The sequence below is a fragment of the Gordonia sp. (in: high G+C Gram-positive bacteria) genome (assembly GCF_047606305.1).
Taxonomy (GTDB): domain Bacteria; phylum Actinomycetota; class Actinomycetes; order Mycobacteriales; family Mycobacteriaceae; genus Gordonia.
On the sequence record NZ_JASGER010000125.1, the window covers coordinates 1 to 18,351 of the forward strand.

The 18,351-nt window shown below is 71.2% G+C and carries 17 protein-coding genes, 1 tRNA gene and 1 pseudogene; 7 read left to right on the plus strand and 12 right to left on the minus strand.

The annotated features are described in order from the left end of the window. Window positions 1–184 precede the first annotated feature (184 nt). Window positions 185–1,999 carry a DUF2207 domain-containing protein gene (locus tag QM634_RS16055; protein ID WP_415043775.1) on the plus strand — a complete coding sequence of 605 codons (1,815 nt, stop codon included), beginning with the start codon at window positions 185–187 and terminating at the stop codon, window positions 1,997–1,999. A gap of 62 nt (window positions 2,000–2,061) precedes the next feature. Further along, entirely contained in the window at window positions 2,062–2,634 is a 573-nt protein-coding gene (locus QM634_RS16060; protein ID WP_415043776.1) for a LemA family protein, read from the plus strand. A gap of 92 nt (window positions 2,635–2,726) precedes the next feature. Here the strand turns inward: QM634_RS16060 and QM634_RS16065 are convergent, their stop codons facing one another. From QM634_RS16065 to QM634_RS16110, 10 genes and pseudogenes are all read right to left on the minus strand, one after another. After that, a complete protein-coding gene (locus QM634_RS16065; protein ID WP_415043777.1) occupies window positions 2,727–2,975 on the minus strand; it encodes a hypothetical protein in 249 nt (82 codons plus the stop codon). Window positions 2,976–3,016: 41 nt separating this feature from the next. Next, complete coding sequence (locus tag QM634_RS16070) at window positions 3,017–4,486, minus strand: ATP-dependent DNA ligase (protein ID WP_415043789.1); 1,470 nt, start codon at window positions 4,484–4,486, stop codon at window positions 3,017–3,019. 5 nt (window positions 4,487–4,491) lie between these two features. Next, the gene (locus QM634_RS16075) at window positions 4,492–6,171 is read right to left on the minus strand and encodes a SulP family inorganic anion transporter (protein WP_415043778.1); all 1,680 of its coding nucleotides are present in this window, start codon (window positions 6,169–6,171) and stop codon (window positions 4,492–4,494) included. Between the two features lies 1 nt (window position 6,172). Then, window positions 6,173–7,461 (minus strand): annotated as a pseudogene (locus QM634_RS16080) (MFS transporter). A gap of 144 nt (window positions 7,462–7,605) precedes the next feature. After that, the gene (locus tag QM634_RS16085; protein WP_415043779.1) at window positions 7,606–8,703 is read right to left on the minus strand and encodes an N-acetylglucosamine-6-phosphate deacetylase; all 1,098 of its coding nucleotides are present in this window, start codon (window positions 8,701–8,703) and stop codon (window positions 7,606–7,608) included. After that, the gene (locus QM634_RS16090) at window positions 8,700–10,061 is read right to left on the minus strand and encodes a sugar porter family MFS transporter (RefSeq protein WP_415043780.1); all 1,362 of its coding nucleotides are present in this window, start codon (window positions 10,059–10,061) and stop codon (window positions 8,700–8,702) included. The genes QM634_RS16085 and QM634_RS16090 overlap by 4 nt, the downstream gene beginning before the upstream one ends. Window positions 10,062–10,113: 52 nt before the next feature. Further along, the gene (locus QM634_RS16095; protein WP_415043790.1) at window positions 10,114–10,857 is read right to left on the minus strand and encodes a class I SAM-dependent methyltransferase; all 744 of its coding nucleotides are present in this window, start codon (window positions 10,855–10,857) and stop codon (window positions 10,114–10,116) included. A gap of 5 nt (window positions 10,858–10,862) precedes the next feature. Next, on the minus strand, window positions 10,863–11,432 hold the full coding sequence (locus tag QM634_RS16100) for a GDYXXLXY domain-containing protein (RefSeq protein WP_415043781.1): 570 nt from the start codon (window positions 11,430–11,432) through the stop codon (window positions 10,863–10,865). Continuing rightward, a complete protein-coding gene (locus QM634_RS16105; protein WP_415043782.1) occupies window positions 11,429–12,544 on the minus strand; it encodes a DUF2157 domain-containing protein in 1,116 nt (371 codons plus the stop codon). Before QM634_RS16105 ends, QM634_RS16100 begins: the two co-directional genes overlap by 4 nt. After that, complete coding sequence (locus QM634_RS16110) at window positions 12,544–13,263, minus strand: hypothetical protein (RefSeq protein WP_415043783.1); 720 nt, start codon at window positions 13,261–13,263, stop codon at window positions 12,544–12,546. Before QM634_RS16110 ends, QM634_RS16105 begins: the two co-directional genes overlap by 1 nt. Before the next feature lie 70 nt (window positions 13,264–13,333). On the opposite strand from QM634_RS16110, the gene QM634_RS16115 reads away from it, so the two are divergent. Together QM634_RS16115 and QM634_RS16120 are read left to right on the plus strand one after the other, a co-directional pair. Further along, the gene (locus tag QM634_RS16115; RefSeq protein ID WP_415043784.1) at window positions 13,334–14,158 is read left to right on the plus strand and encodes an SDR family oxidoreductase; all 825 of its coding nucleotides are present in this window, start codon (window positions 13,334–13,336) and stop codon (window positions 14,156–14,158) included. Between the two features lie 10 nt (window positions 14,159–14,168). Further along, entirely contained in the window at window positions 14,169–14,570 is a 402-nt protein-coding gene (locus tag QM634_RS16120; protein ID WP_415043785.1) for an MmcQ/YjbR family DNA-binding protein, read from the plus strand. A gap of 1 nt (window position 14,571) precedes the next feature. On the opposite strand, the gene QM634_RS16125 is transcribed toward QM634_RS16120, so the two are convergent. Both QM634_RS16125 and QM634_RS16130 read right to left on the minus strand, forming a co-directional pair. Further along, a complete protein-coding gene (locus QM634_RS16125; protein ID WP_415043786.1) occupies window positions 14,572–14,856 on the minus strand; it encodes a YciI family protein in 285 nt (94 codons plus the stop codon). Between the two features lie 73 nt (window positions 14,857–14,929). Next, a tRNA-Leu gene (locus QM634_RS16130) sits at window positions 14,930–15,015 on the minus strand. Between the two features lie 232 nt (window positions 15,016–15,247). On the opposite strand from QM634_RS16130, the gene QM634_RS16135 reads away from it, so the two are divergent. The 3 genes from QM634_RS16135 to QM634_RS16145 all read left to right on the plus strand — a co-directional run. Further along, complete coding sequence (locus QM634_RS16135) at window positions 15,248–16,345, plus strand: FhaA domain-containing protein (protein ID WP_415043791.1); 1,098 nt, start codon at window positions 15,248–15,250, stop codon at window positions 16,343–16,345. A 213-nt stretch (window positions 16,346–16,558) separates the two neighbouring features. Beyond that, the gene (locus QM634_RS16140; protein WP_415043787.1) at window positions 16,559–17,026 is read left to right on the plus strand and encodes an FHA domain-containing protein FhaB; all 468 of its coding nucleotides are present in this window, start codon (window positions 16,559–16,561) and stop codon (window positions 17,024–17,026) included. Then, on the plus strand, window positions 17,023–18,351 hold a 1,329-nt coding region (locus QM634_RS16145), incomplete at its 3' end, for a PP2C family protein-serine/threonine phosphatase (protein WP_415043788.1). The genes QM634_RS16140 and QM634_RS16145, both read left to right, overlap by 4 nt.

The following is an 18,351-nucleotide window of genomic DNA, read 5'->3' on the forward strand; positions in this document are numbered from 1 at the left end:
GCCTGGGCAGCATCCTGGGCGGCGTGCTCGGTGGCGGCGGCAACGCCGGCGGCGGCGCGGGCGGCGCCCTGGGCAACGTGCTCGGCAGCATCCTGGGCGGCAAGAAGTAGTCCAACCATTCAGCCGAACGGCCGTCGCGCATCGAACCCAGTGCGCGGCGGCCGTTTCGCGTTAGGCTTCCTGGGTGCGCCGCGTCTTCCTTTCCCTCATCGCAGCACTGCTGACCTTCGTCGGCCTGGTCCTGCCGTTGTCGCTGGGTGCCGGCACGACCGGCGGCGGGAGCGTCGACCCGGTCCGGATCACCGACTACAAGGCCGACTACAAAGTCGACGCGCAGGGCACGCTGCGGGCCACCGAGACCCTCACCACCGACTTCCCGTCGATGCGCCACGGCATCTTCCGGTACTTCGACCTGGCCGACTCGTCGAACCCGCACGTCCGCTACATGCCCAAGGACATCTCGGTGACCCTCGACGGGCAGCCCGAGCCGTTCGCCACGCAGTGGGAGCGGGGGCGCCGCTTCTACGTCGCGAAGGTCGGGTCCCCCGACCACTACCTGACGCCCGGGGCGCACGTCTACACGATCAGCTACACCATCGACGGGGTGCTCGAGCCGGCCAACGCCCGGCCCGGCGACGGTGAGGTCACCTCCAGCTGGGGCGACGAGCAGAAGGCGCGGTTCCGCTGGCGCGTGGTCGCCGACGGCTGGTCGATGCCGATCGCGGCCTCCCAGGTCACCGTCCACCTGCCCGCGGACGCGTCGAACACGACGTGCGCGACCAGCAGCAACGTGCCCTGCGAGGACCACAACACCGATCCGCGCACCGTCGTCGTCTCCACCGGCGCGCTCGGCACCCACAACGGCGTCGCCCTGCTGGCCGATCTCAACCTGGCCCCGCCCAAGCGCGCGACCGTCCCGTGGCCGATCCAGCTCGACCCGATGCTCGGCCGGTCGTGGCCGCTGGTGCTGCTGATCGTGCTGGCATCGGTGGCGACATTCGGCCTCGGCCTGCTGTGGACGTGGCGCAGCCGCGAGCCCATCCCGCTGCTGCCGGTCATGTTCGAGCCGCCCAAGGACCAGTCCGGCAAGGTCCTCTCACCGGTGCAGGCCTACTACGTGACCCGTGAACAGCCGCCGACGAAGGGCCTCACCGCGACGCTGATGTTCATGGCCGAGCAGAAACTCGCCCACATCGTGCGGCAGGACAACGGCGATTTCACCATCGTCTCCGACGCCGATGCGCAGCGCTGGTCGCAGACCGACCCGGTCACCCTCGCCGTCGCGCAGAAGCTGGGCCTGAACGACACCGGCCGCTCCTTCACCGCGGACGGCTCCGCCGACGCCGGGGAGATGCTCCAGTCCGCGCAAGCAGCGCTCGCCGCCGACACCCGGATCTGGGGCGTGCAGTCCGGCGCCATCGAGCGCAGCGGCTTCGAGGCCACGGGTCGGGCGCTCGTCGGCTTCGCCGCCCTGTTCGCCGCGCTGCTGTTCATCTTCCGCTGGTACCCGTTCTCGCTCGCCGTGCTCCCGGTCGCCGCCTTCGTGATCGGCGGCTCCGGGCTGTACATGCCGGGCATCGGCACGCGACGCACGCTGCTCGGCCGCGACCTGTGGTCGCGGTCCGGCGGCTTCGAGCGCCTGCTGACCACCGACTCGAACAAGGAGCGGTTGGACTTCGGTGCCCGCAAGGACCTGTACACCTCCTACATCCCGTACGCGGTCGCCTTCGGCGCCGCGGCCGCGTGGGCCAACAAGTACCGCCTGGCGATGGGCAGCGAGCCCCCGGCACCGCCGTGGATCGTCACCCCGACCGGCGCCCCGGTGCCGATGATGGTGCTCGGCGGACCGAACGGTCTGGGGAGCTTCGAGTCGAGCCTGTCGTCGTCGATCTCGGCGTACACGGCGAGCCAGGCCGCCTCCAGCAGCAGCGGCGGCGGCTTCTCCGGCGGCGGCTTCGGTGGGGGCGGCGGCGGTGGCGGTGGCGGCGGCTCCTGGTAGCGCCCGCCCGCACCGTGAATCCCGGTAATCTCTAGACCAACACCTACGAAAGGGGACCGCCCGTGTCCGCTGTTGCAATCGTCCTGATCGTCATCGTGGCGCTCATCGCCGCGCTGGTGCTGTTCGGCATCACCGGCTTCAACAAGCTGCGCAAGGCCGACATCGCCGCGCAGGAGGCACTCGGCGGGATCGACGTCCAGCTCACCCGCCGCGCCGACCTCATCCCCAACCTGGTCAACACCGTCAAGGGCTATGCCGCCCACGAGAGCGGTGTGTTCGAGGAGGTCGCCAAGGCCCGCGGCGCCGTCGCGCAGGCAGCGCAGAACGGCACCGTCGAGCAGAAGGCCGCCGCCGACCAGCAGCTCAACGGCGCGCTGGGACGCCTCTTCGCGGTCGCCGAGAACTATCCCGACCTGAAGGCGTCGCAGAACTTCATCCAGTTGCAGAACGAGCTGTCGGACACCGAGAACAAGCTCAGCTTCGCCCGGCAGTTCTACAACGACGCGGTCTCGCGCCTGAACCAGTTGGTGCAGACCGTTCCGTGGATGTTCTTCGGCGGCATCGCCGGGGTGAAGGCCCGCGACTTCTACCAGGCGCCCGAGGGCCAGCAGGCCCCGCCGCAGGTGCAGTTCTAGTACCGGTCAGCACAGGGGCCCCGCTCGCAGTCGCGAGTGGGGCCCTTGTCTGTTTCGCCGAGCGTGCCCAAATTTTCGCCGAGCGTGCCCGGCTAGTCCTCGTCGCGCGGGTAGCGCGCGCGGATCCAGCCGTAGAACCAGGTGCTGGCGAGCAGCGCGATGACCGAGCCGATCGACGGCCAGAACCACACGTTGGCCGGTCCCAGACCGCCGTGGTTGCGCGCGCTGAGGATCCAGGCGATCACCGAGAGGATCACGGCGATGGTCGCGAACACGCGCACCACCAGGAGCACGGTCGCGAGTAGCGACCAGGTCGCCTCTTTAGCCTTCTCCGCTGCCATGGGGACAGCCTAACCGGACTTTCGCCGATCCGGCGCAGGCCTTACGGCCCGAGTTTCGCCAGATCAGCGATGGTGTCGGCCTGCTCGGCAGTCTTGTCGGGTCGGTAGCGGACGACGCGCGCGAAGCGCAGGGCGACTCCGCCGGGGTAGCGCGAGCTGCGCTGCACCCCGTCCACGGCCACCTCCACGACCAGTTCCGGGCGCAGGTGGACGGTGTGTGCGTCCCGTCCGGTCTCGTGCCGGGGGAACTCCTCGGTCTGCCAGGCGAGCAGCTGGTCGGTCATCCCCTTGAAGGTCTTGCCGACCATGATCGGGGGCCCGCCGTCGGGGTCGCGGGCGCCCAGGTGGATGTTCGACAGCCAGCCGCGGCGCCGACCCGACCCCCACTCGGCGGCCAGGACGACCAGGTCGAAGGTGTGCACCGGTTTGATCTTCTGCCATGCCTTCCCGCGCCGGCCGGCGGCGTAGACGCCCGACGGTGACTTGACCATCACGCCTTCGTGGCCGTCACCGATCGCGGCGTCGAAGAAGGCCCTGATCTCCTCGGCGCCGGTCACCGAGGAACTGGGGATCCGCAGCCCGGGCGCCACCGATTCCAGGGCGGCCAGGCGGGTGGTCAGCGGCTCGTCGATGAGGTCGGTGCCGTCCAGGTGGAGGCAGTCGAAGAAGTACGGGCGGGCCGAGTCGAAGCCGCTCATCGTGTCCTGGAAGGGGCGCGGGCGACCGTCGTCGTCGACGGCGAGGGTCTCCCCGTCGAGGATGACCGTGTCGCAGTCGAGGTCGGCGACCAGCGCCACGACCTGCGGCACCGACCCGGTGATGTCGCGCAGCGAGCGGGTGAACACGGCGATGTCGGCGCCGTTGCGATGCACCTGTATCCGCGCGCCGTCGTACTTGGCGTCGACCACGACCGTCGGCCCGAGGTCGGCCCATGCGTCCTCGATCGAGGAGGCCGGCGTCGCCAGCATCGGCTCGACCGGCCGCCCGACGACAATGCCCACCTCCGCCAGGGCCGCCTCGCCGCCCGCGAAGGCCAGCCGTGCCGCTTCCGGCAGGGAACCGAGGAGCATGGCCGCCCGGCGGACCCGCTCCTTGCCGACGCCGGTCGCGACGGCGAGCGCATCGGTGACGACCCCGGCCAGTGCGCCCTGGCGGACCTCGCCGGACAGCAGGCCGCGGAGGAAGCCCTGCTCGGCCGCGGTGGCGCGGGCGAACAGGGCGGCGACGTCGGCCGGTCCCGACGACCCCGCGATCGTGGTGAAGGCGTCCTCGACGTCGACGACGGTGAGCAGCGCCTCCGGCGACGGCGGGACGTCGCCGAGTCGGCGCAGGCTCGACCAGCCGATGCCCAGGCGCCCCTGGCGCAGGGTCCCCGACAGCCACGCGGTGACGGTCTCGATCTCCTCCCCCGACGCCCGGCGCAGCAGGTCCGCGATCGCGGTGGTCTTCTCGGTGCGCGACCTGGTGGCCGCCACCGCGGTCGAGGTCGCGGCGACGTCGGCCAGCAGCAGTCCGGTCACGCCGACTCCCCGGCCTCGGGGTGCTCGACGCGGTAGGCGCGGACCGCCGACCCGACGCCGTGGAAGACGTGGTCGGCGTTGATCAGCGCCAAGATCCCCTCCTCCTTGAGGGTCTGCTGCAGCTCGGCATCGGCACCGGCCAGGACGAAGTGGGCGCCGCGCGCATGGACAAAGTCGATGAGGCCGTTGAGTTCGCGGGCGGCCGAGTAGTCGACGTCGGCGATCGAGGAGCAGTCGAGCACCAGCCAGCGGACCGGGTCGGGAGCGGCGCGGATCAGCCCGATCACGTCGTCGGTGAACCGTCCGGCGTTGGCGTAGAAGAGGTCGGCGTCGTAGCGGAAGACGATGAGGCCGGGCATCGACTGCGCGCCGGGGGCGGCGGTGACGTATTCGCGGCCGCCGTCGCCGCGGATGCCGACGACGAACTTCTCCGGGCGGTACTGGCGGCGGATGATCTCGATCAGCGAGGCGACAACGGCCAGGACGATGCCGTCGCGCACGCCGAAGACGAGGACGGTCGCCGCGGTCGCCGCCGCGATGACGAACTCGGTGCGGCGCACCTTCCAGATGGCGCGCAGTTCGTCGACGTCGATCAATCGGACCGCGATGAGGGCCACGATCCCGCCGAGGACGGCGTGCGGCAGCCGGGCCAGCGCGGGTCCGGCGAAGAGGGCGACGACCAGCGTCGACGCGGACAGGACGAGGTTGGCGACCTGGGTGCGCGCGTGCTGGTCGGCGAGGAACTCGGTCTTGGTGGGGCTGCCGTTGACGACGAAGGTGCCGGTGAAGGCGGCGCCCGCGTTGCCCGCCGCCAAACCCAGCAGATCGCGGTTGACGTCGGCGGTCTCGCCGTCGCGCTGGGCGAAGCTGCGCGCGGTGGCCGCGCTCTGCGCGAGGATGACCAGCGCGCACCCGGCGGCCAGCGGCAGCAGTTGGACGGCCGTGGACACCGTCAGGCCCTGCGGGATGCGGACCCGGGGCAGCCCGGCCTGCAGGTCGCCGACGACAGGCAGCCGGTCCTGCAGTCCGGCGAGCCACACCAGGGCGATCGACCCCGCCACCACGACCACGGCCGTCGGGAACCGAGGGGCGAAGCGTTGTCCCAGCAGCAGTGCGGCGACGGTCACGACCGCGAATCCGATCGCCCACGGGTTCGCGTGCTGGAGGTCGCGGAGGAAGGCCGGTATCCGGTGCCACGCCCGACCCTCGTGGTGACCCAGGCCCAGGATCGCGGGCAGTTGACCGAGCAGCACCGAGACGCCGACGCCGGCGAGGAACCCGGTGAGGGCCGCGGTGGACAGGAAGTCCCCGAGGAAGCCCAGGCGCAGGATCCAGGCGATCAGCAGGAGCGCACCGCACAGCAGGGCCACGATCGAGGTCATCGCGAGCCACTGGGGTGTGCCGCTGGCCAGGCCGGCGATGCCCAATGCGGCGATGCCCGACGCGAGCAGTGCTGCAGTCGCCGAGTCCGCGCCCACGACCATCAGCCGGGAGGCGCCGAGCAGCGCGAAGAGGGCGGTCGGGACGATGAGGGTGTACAGCCCGGCGCTGACCGGCACGCCCGCGATCGTGCTGTAGCCCATCGCCTCCGGGATGGCGACCGCGGCGAGGGTAATCCCGGCCAACAGGTCGGCGCGCAGCCACGCCGGTCGGTAGCCGCGCAGCGCCCCGATCACGTCAGATCCTGGTCAATTCCACGTCGCGCGTCTCCGGCGCGACGATCAGGGCGATCAGGGTGAGCGCCCCGGCGACGGCCAGGTAGAGCCCGACCGCGCCCACCCCGTGGCGCGCGGCCAGCGCGGTGGCGATGAACGGTGCGACGGCGGCGCCGAGGATCGAGGCGACGTTGTAGGAGATGCCCGACCCGGTGTAGCGGACGTTCGTCGGGAACAGTTCGGGCAGCACCGCGCTCATCGGGCCGAAGGTGAGCCCCATGAGGGTCATGCCGACGATCAGGAATCCGAGCATCGCGGACTCGCTCGCGACGTCGGGCCCGATCACGTGGGAGAAGGTGAAGCCGAAGACGATGATGCCGACGGTGATCGCGATGAGCACCGGCTTGCGGCCCATCCGGTCGGCCAGCCAGCCGGACACCGGGATGAATGCCGCGAAGAATAGCACCGCGATCAGCTGCAGCTCGATGAACCGGGTCGGCGCGATCGCGAGGTTCGTGGGGTGTTCGGCGGTGGACTTCTGCGTGCCGTAGGACGACACCCAGGCGGTCATCAGATAGAACACGGTGTAGGTCGCCAGCATGATGAAGGTGCCCAGGATCAGCGGCCGCCACGACGTGCGGAACACGGTGGCCAGTGGTGCGCGCACCTTCTCCCCGGCCTCCACCGCGGCGGTGAACACCGGCGTCTCGGCCAGCCGCAGCCGCACGTACAGGCCGACGATCACGATGATCGCACTCGCCAGGAAGGGCACCCGCCAGCCCAGGTGTAGAAGGGGTGGTCGACCGGCGACGAGTTCTTGTCGAAGTCCATCCCGACCATCAGCGCCAGGTAGATGCCGTTGGCCAGCAGGAACCCGAGAGGCGCGCCGAGCTGCGGCCACATCGCCGCCCACCCGCGCTTGCCCTCCTCGGCCGTCTCGGTGGCGAGCAGCGCGGCACCGGACCACTCCCCGCCGAGGCCGACGCCCTGGCAGAAGCGCAGCAGCGCCAGCAGCACGGGGGCGACGTAGCCGATGGCGTCGAAGGTGGGCAGGAGACCGATGAGGAAGGTCGCGACGCCCATCGTCAGCAGCGACCCGACGAGCGTCGCCTTGCGGCCGATCCGGTCTCCGAAGTGGCCGAAGATCATCGAGCCGACGGGCCGGGCGACGAAGGCCACGCCGAACACCGCGAAGGAGGCGAGCAGGCTGGCGGTCTGGTTGCCCGACGGGAAGAACAGCTTCGGGAACACGAACACCGCAGCCGTCGCATAGATGTAGAAGTCGAAGAACTCGATGGTGGTGCCGACCATCGACGCGACGACGATCCGCCGCCGGGGCACCTGCTGGGTCTGGGACGCGGTCACCGATGGAGCCTATCGCCGAGTGGGCGATCAATCCCGCCGAGTGGGCGCACACTCGGCGCAATTCACCGCCCACTCGGCGGGTTTGACCGCTCACACGACGGCGAAGGCCCCCGACGAACCGGGGCGAAGGACGCCGAGATCGACCCGCCCGAGCACTCTGGCCGGTGTCGTCGCGCTCATCGCGACGGCGGCGCGCAGCGCGTCGACATCGGAGGCGACGCCGCGCGGGGGGTGTTCGAGCGCCCGGCGCACCAGGGCGCCCATCGTGGCGGTGCTGCCGGCGATCGTGTCCGACCCGCTCAGTCGCGCGACCCCGCCGGCGACGGTCACGTCCAGCGCGCCCAGGCGGTACGGCCCGTCGGCCATGCCGGCGGCGGCCATCGCGTCCGACACCAGCGCGACCCGCCGCACTCCCACGCCGCCGGCCACCGACGCGACGACCCGCTCGTCGACGTGCACCCCGTCGCCGATCAACTCGACGACGACCCGCTCGTCGTCGAGGAGTGCGAGAACCGGTCCCGGGTCGCGATGGGCGAAGGGGCGCATGCCGTTGAACAGGTGCGTGGCGACCGTCGCACCGCGGTCGACCGCCGCGCGGACCTGCTCGTAGGAGGCATCGGTGTGCCCGACCGCCACGACGACCCCCGCGTCGACGAAGCGGTCGATCGCCTCGAGCGCACCGGGTCGCTCGGGCGCAATAGTCACCATGGCGATGGTCCCGCCGCCGGCCTCGAGCAACGCGTCGATCTCGGCGGGGTCCGGGTCGCGCATCGCCGCCGGATTCTGGGCCCCGCAGCGCGCGACCGACAGCCACGGTCCCTCCAGGTGGATGCCCGGCGCCTCACCGGCGTCGACGAGGGGCGCCAGGCGCCGCACCTGGGCGAGCAGGTCGGCGGCGGGCGCGGTGACCAGACTGAGCATCGTCGCCGCGTTGCCGCGCGCGGCGTGGAAGGCCAGGGCCGCCCGGACGTGCTCGAGGTCGGGATCGGCGAAGTCGTACCCGCCGCCGCCGTGGCAGTGCAGGTCGACGAAGCCGGGCACGATCGTTCCGTCCACGTGCTCGGCCCCGCCGGGCCCGGATCCCGCACCCCCGTCGACGACCACCCCGTCGACGACGTGCAGCCATCCCGGTGCCAGCACCTCGCCGTCGAAGACGACGCGGGTGGCCGTGACGATCCGGTCGGTCACCTGTTCCGCGCCCACTTGCCGCCGTCGGTCCAGTACTGCTGGATGTCCTCGAGCGTGCGCCCCTTGGTCTCCGGGGCCAGCCGCGCGACGAACAGGAAGGCGATCACGGCGAGGCCGCCGAAGATGGCGAAGGTGCCCGCACCGCCGAGGCGGCTGTTGATCATGGTCAGCGTGAACTGCGCGACGATCACGTTCGCGACCAGGTCGGAGGTCAACATCGCCGACGATCCGTAGGACCGCAGCCGCGCCGGGAAGCTCTCCCCGGCGTACACCCACACCAGGGCGCCGAAGCCGAAGGAGAAGCCCATCGTGAACACGGCCAGTCCGGCGAAGCCCCACATTTGCCGTGCCGCCACGTCGTCGGCGAGCGGGCCGTAGACGGCGATGAGGATCCCGGTGGCGACGATCATCGCGAAGATCCCGCCGAGCAGCAGCGGCCGACGACCGATCCGGTCCACCCAGCGAAGTGCCGCGATCACCGCGATCAGGCCGTACACCTGCACGAGGGCGGGCAGCAGGAGCTTGCCGAAGTCGTCGGTGTACCCCATCTCCTCGAACAGTCTCGGCCCGTAGACGGCGACCGCGTTGATGCCGGTGATCTGGATGAGGAAGCCGAGCCCCAGGACGAAGGCGGTGGCGCGGAACCACGGTTTGCGGACCATCTCGCGCAGGTGGCCACCGGATTCGGCACCGAGTGCCTCGCGCATCTCGGCGAGCTCACCGTCGACGTCGGCGTGCGGGTCGATGGCCACCAGCGCCCGGCGGGCCTCCTCGTCGCGGCCCTTCGACAGGTACCAGCGCGGGGTGTCGGGCAGCCGGATCAGCATCAGCAGGACCAAGATCGACGGCACCAGCGCCAGGCCGAGCATCCAGCGCCACGCGGCGTGGCCGGCCAGGAAGTAGCCGATCAGGAAGCCGCCGATGATGCCCAGGATGGTGGTCATCTGGTAGGCGACGAGCATCGCGCCGCGGCTGCGCGCGGGGGCCGACTCGGCGACGAAGACCGGCACCACGACCAGCGAGACGCCGACGGTGATGCCCAGCAGCAACCGCACCGCGGCCAGGGTCGCGAAGTTGGGGGCCAGGCCCGAGAGCACGGCGAACAGCCCGTAGCCGATGGCGACGCTGATCATCGAGGCGCGGCGGCCGATGCGGTTGGCGAGTGGGCCGGCCGCGAGCGCGCCGACGATCGAACCGATCACCGCGACGGTGTACAGCCACTGCTTGCCGTTGTCGTCGAGCGTGAAATCGCGGCCGACGTACTCCATCGCGGCACCGATGTTCGACTGGTCGTAGCCGTAGACGATGCCCATGCTCGCGGCGGCGATCGCCACCAGCACGCTCAGTCGGTTCCTCACGCAGGCCCTTTCGTTGACGCGACAATCGCGACGAGTATGTCACCCGGGCCGGTCAGCCGCGGGTGGTCCGGTAGGCGAAGGTCGTGTACGGCAGGTCGACGGTGGCCTCGCCGTGCAGGCCGAGCTCGTCGAACAGCTCGTCCATCGCCGCGACGATCTCGCGGCGCTCCTGCGCGGGGCAGGTGATCAGGTAGCTGCGCGAGGCCGCCATCGCGTGCAGTCTCGCGCGGGTCATCGGCCGCACCCACGACCAGGTCGTGCACTCGAGCGGGCCGAAGGGCGCGGCGACCGTCGGACCGCCGTCGGCGATCAGCTGCTCGGCGTCGCTGGCGTGCATGATCGCGGTCAGGCGCGCGACCCACTCGACGCCGCCGTCGCGGATGTTCCAGATCAGGCCGAGCCGCCCGCCCGGCTTCACCACCCGGCCGAGTTCGGCCGACGCGGCCGCCGGATCCACCCAGTGCCAGGCCTGCCCGAGGACCACGGCGTCGGTGGACGCGTCGGCCAGCGGGAGGTCCTCGGCGGTGCCGACGGCGGTGGGGACATCCGGGTCGGCGGCGCGCAGGGCCTCGAGCATCTCCGCGTCGGGGTCGACGGCGGACAGTCGGGCCGCGGGGAGCGCCGCGGCGATGGCCCGCGTCAGTTTGCCGGTGCCCGCACCGAGGTCGACGACGATCGGGGCGGGCGGCAGGTCCGCCAGCAGCCACTGGACGGCCGCCGCCGGATAGTCGGGGCGACCGCTCTCATACGCACCGGTCTGTGCGCCGAAGGAGGTGGCCCGTTCCCGTTTGCCCATCACGGTCACCAGTGCAGGTCGTAGCGCTTGCCGTCGACGTCCAGGCCGACGAGCCGGGCCCGCCCGTCCGTGCCGACGGAGACGATCGCGGCGGCCCGGCGCCCCGAGGCCAGTGCACGGTCGATGTCCTGGGCGTCGCGCTGGTTGATGTAGAACCGGTCGGTCCCGATGTCGAGCCACGCGGTGGCCGGGCCGCCGTCGTCGGTGCGGCCCGGACCGGTGCAGCGCATCGATCCTCGCAGCGCGTGGTCGCCGTTGCGCAGCGCCTCGTCCTTGGTGTCGTAGATCCCCACCGGCTGGTCCGTCGGGCCGCCGCCCGACGTGACCGCGATCCAGCCGTCGTCCTTTTGGACGCACGCACGGCCGGCGGGCAGTTGGTCGGCGACCTGGATCTGGACGTAGTGGCCGCGCACCAGGTCGCGCGGATCGGCGCCGCGCATCGACAGGGTGACCCGGGTGCCGTGCGAGCGGGCGTGGTTCTCGCGGAGCACCAGGCCGACGAGCGCGGCGACGCACACCGCGGCGACCACGAGGACCGCGATCGGGCGGATCAGCCGGGGGTCGCGGGCGGTCATGACGACACCTCTCCGACCGGACGCGCCGGTTTGCGCCCGCGCCGCAGGACCAGGCCGACGACGAGGGCGACCGCCGAGCACGCGAGGAAGACCAGGGAGATGACGATCAGGTCGAGGCCCAGGTCGTAGAGCACGGCGCAGGCGGCGCTGATGAGGCTGATGACGCCGATGGCGGTGATCACCGACTGGCGGTCGTAGCGGCCGTAGGCGATGAGGCCCGCGGAGATCGCGATCCACACGACGCGGTGGGTCAGGCCCAGTGCGGTGTTGCCGTCGAAGACGCCGGAGTAGCCGGCCGCGACGAAGAAGCCGAGCGCGCCGAGGATGAACCACGCCACCGGCACCCGCAGCAGGTGCAGCGGGGTGATCGACTCGCGGTCGGTCCCGCGGCGACCGGTGAGCACCGCGGGCGACGCCGCGAGCAGGGCCAGGACGAGGGCGATGCCGTAGATCGGCCACCCGCGCAGATCGTTGTGGAGGGTGAACCAGAGGCCGACGCCGAGCACCGCGATCGATGCCACGTGCGCGAGGAAGGCCGACCGCCAGCGCAGGGCGAGCACCAGCGCCACCGGGGCCAGCACGAGCGAGACCGGCACCGGCCACCCGCCCTCGACGGTCATGAAGTCGCCGATGAGCACGGCGATCACCCCGACGGCCAGTGCACCGCGCGATGCCCCCGCCAGGCCCAGCGCGACGGCCGCGGCACCCGCGCCGTAGGGCACGGCGGGCGGGTTGCCGGTGATGTCGAAGATCTGGCCGGTCAGTCCGATCGCCGAGGCGAACACCAGCGCGGCGATGGTCAGCAGCACATCGGAGGCGAGACGGTGGGCGCGCCGCAGAGCCTCGGCGCCGCCCGCCGCGGCGGCGAGGAATCCGGCCAGCAGGAGGCCGAAGCGCACCAGCCTGGGGATCCCGTCCCAGTTGGCGGCGACGAATGCGACCACCGCCAGGCCGAGCAGGACGGCGGCCACCCAGATCAGCGCGGTCACCGCGTCGACCCGGCGTCGCGCCGGCAGCGTCGCCAGGATGGCGTCCCGGTTCTCCGCCGGCACGAGGCCCGCGGCGACCCAGCGGTCCAGGTCGTCGGCGACCCGCTCGGTGTATCCCGCCATTAGCCGACCAGCACCTCTCGCACATCGGGCTTGAGCAGCCCGGAGACCTTGGCCCACGGAATGGTGACCGGGATGTAGTCGCCGAGGACGTGGGGCACCTCGACGTAGACGTGCAGCCCTTCGGGCAGGGGCAGCCACGCGGTGAAGCTCGAGTAGCTGGCGCCACCGCTGCGCAGTCGGGAGGTGGGGTCGTTGGCCGCGGCCAGGTCGGCGATGACCCGCTGCGCCTGACCGTGGTCCTCGAAGGGCTCGTCGATCACCTGCCCGGTCCGGTTGTCCATCACGACGGTCTTGACGTCGACGCCGGGGTGCGCGGCCCCCTTCGCGCCGCTCAGCACGATGACCACCCCGGCGAGCGTGCGCTCACCGACGACCGTGCGGCTGCGCTCGGCGGTGCCCAGGCTGCCGTCGCCGATGGTGAGGCCGTTGCCGCTCGGCTGTCCGGTCAGGTCGGTCAGCACCGCATCGAGCCGGCCGTTGAACTCGGCCCGGACCCCGGTGTCGCCGCCGCGCACCTGCGGCAGCATCACGGTCCAGTTGGTGCCGTCGTCCAGGGTGCCGGTCCGACGCACGGTGACCGCGGCGAACCCCGAGGAGGCGACCGTCTCGTCGGCCGACAACGTGGCGGTCGGCGCCCGGGACGGACCGCACGCATTCACGGCGCCCCCGACGGCCACGAGCGCAACGGTCGTCGCGGAGACGAGGAGGGCGCGGCGCATGCCCATGAGTATGGCAAGAGTGTCCAGACCTGTGGCCCGACTCGGGCAGAACATCTGCCAAGCTGGGAACATGGCCGGCAATCGAACCTCCGGATCCGTCATCGCGATCACCGGCGGTGCGCGCGGGATCGGCGCGGCGATCGCCCACCGCTGCCACGCCCTCGGCGCGACCGTGGCCATCGGCGACCGGGACGACGCGGCGGCGACCGGGACCGCTGACGCGCTCGGCGACCGGGCCCACGGCTATCGGCTCGACGTGACCGACGAGAAGTCGTTCACCGCCTTCCTCGCCGCCGTCGAGAAGGACCTCGGCCCGATCGACGTGCTGGTCAACAACGCCGGAGTCATGTGGGTCGGCCCCTTCGACGAAGAACCGGAGTCGGCGGCCGCGGCGATGGTCGCGGTCAACCTGCTCGGCGTGATCCGCGGCGTCCGCCTGGCGGCCCCGGCGATGCGGGCGCGCGGCCGCGGCCAGATCGTCACGATCGCGTCGGCCGCCTCGCTGATCGCACCGCCCGGCGAATCCACCTATGCGGCAACCAAGCACGGCGTCCTGGGCTACCTGACCGGGGTGCGCGAGGAGCTGCGCGGCAGCGGCGTGACGATCTCGGCGATCCTGCCCGGCGTCGTCGACACGGAACTGGCGGCCGGAACCGCGACCGGCGCGGCCACGTTGCTGTCCCCCGACGATGTGGCAGCGGCCGTCGTCGCGATCATCGACCGCCCGCGCTTTCTACTCACCCTGCCCAAATACGTCGGGCCGTTGACTGCCGCGGCCCGCCTGTTGCCGCAGCGGCTGCGCGACGCGGTCCTGCGGCGGATGGTCCCCGACCAGGTCGCCGCCGTCGACGGATCGACGGCCAGAGACGCCTACGAGGCCGATCACCTGCGCTAACCTCGGGTCCATGGCCACGTTCGACGACGTTCGGCGCCTGGCACTCGCGCTGCCGCAGACGAGTGAGAAGACCTCGTGGGGCAATCTGATGTTCTGCGTCGCCAAGAAGGGCTTCGTGTGGGAACGGCCGTTGCGGAAGGCCGACATCGCGGCGCTCACCGAGTTGGGCCGGGAGATCCCCGCCGGGGAGGTCATCGGGCTGCGGGTCGCCGACGAGACGGCCAAACACGAGTTGATAGCCGCCGAGCCGGAGGTCTTCTTCACCATCCCCCACTTCGACGGCTATCCCGCCGTGCTGGTCCGACTCGACGCGATCGACGAGGCCGAGCTGCGCGAGATGATCACCGACGCCTGGCTGGACCGCGCGCCCAAGCGCGTGGCCGCGCAGTTTCTCGCCGACGGCGGTCGGTGACTCAGTCCCCGAAGGGTCCGAAGACGTTCACCCATTCGCGGATGCGGGTGGCGGCGATGGCACCGACCTTGGCGAAGGGGTCGCCGGCGAGGTGGTCGCGGACCGCCTGCTCGTCGGCGGCGTCGATCATCACCCACGCGCCGCTGCCGTCGGCGAACGGTCCGGCCATCCGCACGATGCCGCTGGAGTGCCCGGCGCCCAACCAGTCGCGGTGGGCCGGTCGGTGCTCGTCGCGCAGCGCGGCCTGCTCGGGGGCGTAGGTGTATTCGACGGCGAAATTCGGCATGTCCGCAGCGTACCGCCGGGAGGACGACAAAGCCGCGGCGCCCGATGGGCCCGCGGCTCTGGTCTGAAGTTGGTGGTGGGCGAAGGGGGACTTGAACCCCCACGTCCCGAAGGACACTGGCACCTGAAGCCAGCGCGTCTGCCATTCCGCCACTCGCCCGTGGCACTGGAAACAGTGCGTCCGCTTGGACCCGAGAACGATAGCACGATCGCAAACGGCGGATGAAATCCGTTTGCTGACCTGCGGATACCCCTCCGACCGCCCTGTAACAGATGTGACTGTAGATACTAATGTGACGGTCTTGTGTCCCTGGCGCGGGTTGCGGACCGCTATCATGAAACGATCTGTCCCGCACGCGCGACACGCTGATCACGAAGGGGAGGTCGAGTCGTTGGGCATCATGCAGCGTTTCGAGCGCAAGCTCGAAGACGCCGTCGACGGCGGCTTCGCCCGGGTCTTCGGCGGACAGGTCGCCCCGCAGGAGATCGAGCAGGCACTCTCCCGGCAGGCCGAGGATTCGCTGACCGCCGTCGACGCCGGCGTCTACCTGGCCGCCAACAGCTACGTCCTGCATCTCTCGGACTCCGACTTCGCCGAGGTGGACACGGAGTACGAACTGAACCGGAAGACGTTTTCCCGGCACCTGGACGACTTCATTTCCAGTAGCGGGTGGCAAACTTATGGGCCGGTCGTCGTAGAGTTCGACCCGACACCAGAACTTCACACCGGACAGATGCGCGTCACGGCCGTCGTCGATCCCGACGTCCGCCCACGAGCCCACACCAGCAGAGGCCAACCCGGCCCCGCATCATCCGTCCACCCCGAACCAAGCGCAAACGCACAACTAGGAGCCCCGCACATGACTCAGAATCCCGGCAACGACCAGGGCGGCTACGGCCAGCAGCCCGGCGGCTACGACCAAGGCGGGTACGACCAGGGCGGCTACCAGCAGGGTGGCTACGACCAGGGCGGCTACCAGCAGGGCGGTTACGACCAGGGCGGCTACCAGCCCGCACCGGATCAGGGTGGTTACCAGCAGCCCGGTTACGGCCAGCCCCCCGCCGGTTACGACCAGGGCGGCTACCAGCAGCCCGGCTACGACCAGGGCGGCTACCAGCAGCCCGGTTACGACCAGGGCGGCTACGGCCAGCCCGGCGCCTACGGCCAGCAGCCGGCCTACGGTCAGCAGCCGGCGTACGCGCCGACGGCGATCACCCTCCTGCTCGAGGACGGCAGCAACCGCACCTTCTCGCTGCGCGAGGGCTCGAACGTGATCGGCCGCGGCCAGGACGCACAGTTCCGCCTGCCCGACACCGGCGTCTCGCGGCGCCACGTCGAGATCCGCTGGGACGGCCAGACCGCAATGCTCTCCGACCTCAACTCGACCAACGGCACCACGGTCAACGACGTCCAGGTCTCCAACTGGGAGCTCGCCGACGGCGACCGCATCCGCATCGGCCACTCGGACATCACGGTCCGCTTCCAGTAGCCCGGGGCCCGCGCCCGACACCAGGCCGGACCGAGCAACACGGTCGCGGCCGGGTCACAGTCGATACCGAAACGTCACCTTTCCATCGGTGACCGTAACGGTTCGCCCCCTAAGATCGAGAAGGCTGACAACCGCGCCGCAGCTTCACCCGGGCTGCGGCGCTGAGCCGACCATGCACGAATGGTCCCTGGACGGAACGAAAGGTGGTGCGCCGTGTCCGGCTTGATCCTGCAGCTCTCGCGCATCGGCTTCCTCGTTCTGCTGTGGTTGTTCGTCTACGCCACCATCCGCGCCCTGCGCAACGACCTCTCGATCGCCGGCGGCCGTCCGATCAGCCTGAGCGCCCGCCAGCCGCGCACCGCCCGCGCGCGCGCCAAGACCGCGCGCGGCTCGGCCCGCCACCTCGTCGTCACCGCCGGGGCGCTGGCCAACACCCGGATCACCCTCGGCGACCAGCCGTTGCTGCTCGGTCGCGCCGACGACTCGACGCTGGTCCTCACCGACGACTACGCCTCCGAGCGGCACGCCCGGCTGTCCCGCCGCGGCGACGACTGGTACCTGGAAGACCTCGGCTCCACCAACGGGACCTACCTCGACCGCGCGAAGGTCACCACCGCCGTCCGCGTCCCCATCAACACCCCGATCCGCATCGGCAAGACCGTGATCGAGCTGCGCCCGTGACTCTCGTATTGGATTACGTCGCGCGCAGCGATCGGGGACTGGTCCGCTCGAACAACGAGGATTCGGTCTACGCCGGGGCCCGGCTGCTCGCGCTCGCCGACGGCATGGGCGGGCACGCGGCCGGCGAGGTCGCCAGCCAACTCGTCATCCAGGCCATGCAACCGCTCGACGACGACGAGCCCGGCGGCAACATCCTCGACCTGCTGCACCGCGCGATGGATACCGGCAACGACGCCATCGCCGCCCAGGTGGAGGCGAACCCCGACCTCGAGGGCATGGGCACGACCCTGACCGCGCTGCTGTTCTCCAACACGCGCGTCGGCCTGTGCCACGTCGGTGATTCCCGCGCCTACCTGTACCGCGACAAGGAGCTGTCGCAGATCACCCGCGACGACACCTTCGTGCAGGCGCTCGTCGACGAGGGCCGGATCAGCGCCGAGCAGGCGCACACGCACCCGCAGCGCTCCCTGATCATGCGCGCCCTGACCGGCACCCCGGTCGACCCGACGCTCACCATGCGCGAGGCCCGCGCCGGCGACCGCTACCTGCTCTGCTCGGACGGGCTGTCCGACGTGGTCTCCGAGGAGACCATCGCCGACACCCTCGGCTCGGTGGAGGACGCCTCGGCCTGTGCCGACCGCCTGATCGAGCTCGCGCTGCGCGGCGGCGGACCGGACAACGTCACGGTGATCATCGCCGACGTCCTGGACACCGAGTTCGGCGAGTCGCGTCCCATCGTCGGTGGAGCCGCCGGTGGTGACGGCGAGGCCGAGTACACCCCCGATCCCTCGTCGGCCGCCGGTCGCGCCGCGGCCCTGCGCCCGCCGGCCGAGCCGACCAAGCCGATCACCGTCGCCGAAGAGGAGCCGGCGCCCCGCTCCCGCAAGCGCTGGCCGGCGGTGCTGGCCGTCCTCGTGCTGTTGATCGCCGGGCTGGCCGTCGCCGGCTGGTTCACCCAGGAGCGGCTGCGCGCCAACCACTTCCTGCAGGTCGACAACGGCAACCTCGTCATCTACCGCGGCTCGCCCGACCCGGTGCTGAGCTTCACGCTCAGCTCGGTGGCCGAGCGCGTCTGCATCGACGACCTGGCCGCACCCAAGCCGACGATCACGTTCACCGCCGACCCGAAGGCCAAGTGCAACGCGCTGCCGGTGGCCGCACTCGCCGAGCTGGACCGCAACGCCGTCCGCAAGAAGGACGTCCGCAACCTGTCCCTGCAGGACATGCACGAGCGGATCCGCCAGCTCAACCTGCTGCCGATGTGCAACCCGCCCGCGCCGGTCCCGCCGCCGGGTGCCCCGCCGGCCCCCGCGCCGCCGGTCCCA

Excerpts from the sequence above, each read along its gene's own strand:
- QM634_RS16100 (WP_415043781.1), bottom strand. The coding sequence starts at position 11,432 with ATGACCGCCCGCGACCCCCGGCTGATCCGCCCGATCGCGGTCCTCGTG.
- QM634_RS16125 (WP_415043786.1), bottom strand. The coding sequence starts at position 14,856 with ATGCCGAATTTCGCCGTCGAATACACCTACGCCCCCGAGCAGGCCGCG.
- QM634_RS16065 (WP_415043777.1), bottom strand. The coding sequence starts at position 2,975 with ATGGCAGCGGAGAAGGCTAAAGAGGCGACCTGGTCGCTACTCGCGACC.
- QM634_RS16115 (WP_415043784.1), top strand. The coding sequence starts at position 13,334 with ATGGCCGGCAATCGAACCTCCGGATCCGTCATCGCGATCACCGGCGGT.
- QM634_RS16110 (WP_415043783.1), bottom strand. The coding sequence starts at position 13,263 with ATGCGCCGCGCCCTCCTCGTCTCCGCGACGACCGTTGCGCTCGTGGCC.
- QM634_RS16095 (WP_415043790.1), bottom strand. The coding sequence starts at position 10,857 with ATGGGCAAACGGGAACGGGCCACCTCCTTCGGCGCACAGACCGGTGCG.
- QM634_RS16105 (WP_415043782.1), bottom strand. The coding sequence starts at position 12,544 with ATGGCGGGATACACCGAGCGGGTCGCCGACGACCTGGACCGCTGGGTC.
- QM634_RS16120 (WP_415043785.1), top strand. The coding sequence starts at position 14,169 with ATGGCCACGTTCGACGACGTTCGGCGCCTGGCACTCGCGCTGCCGCAG.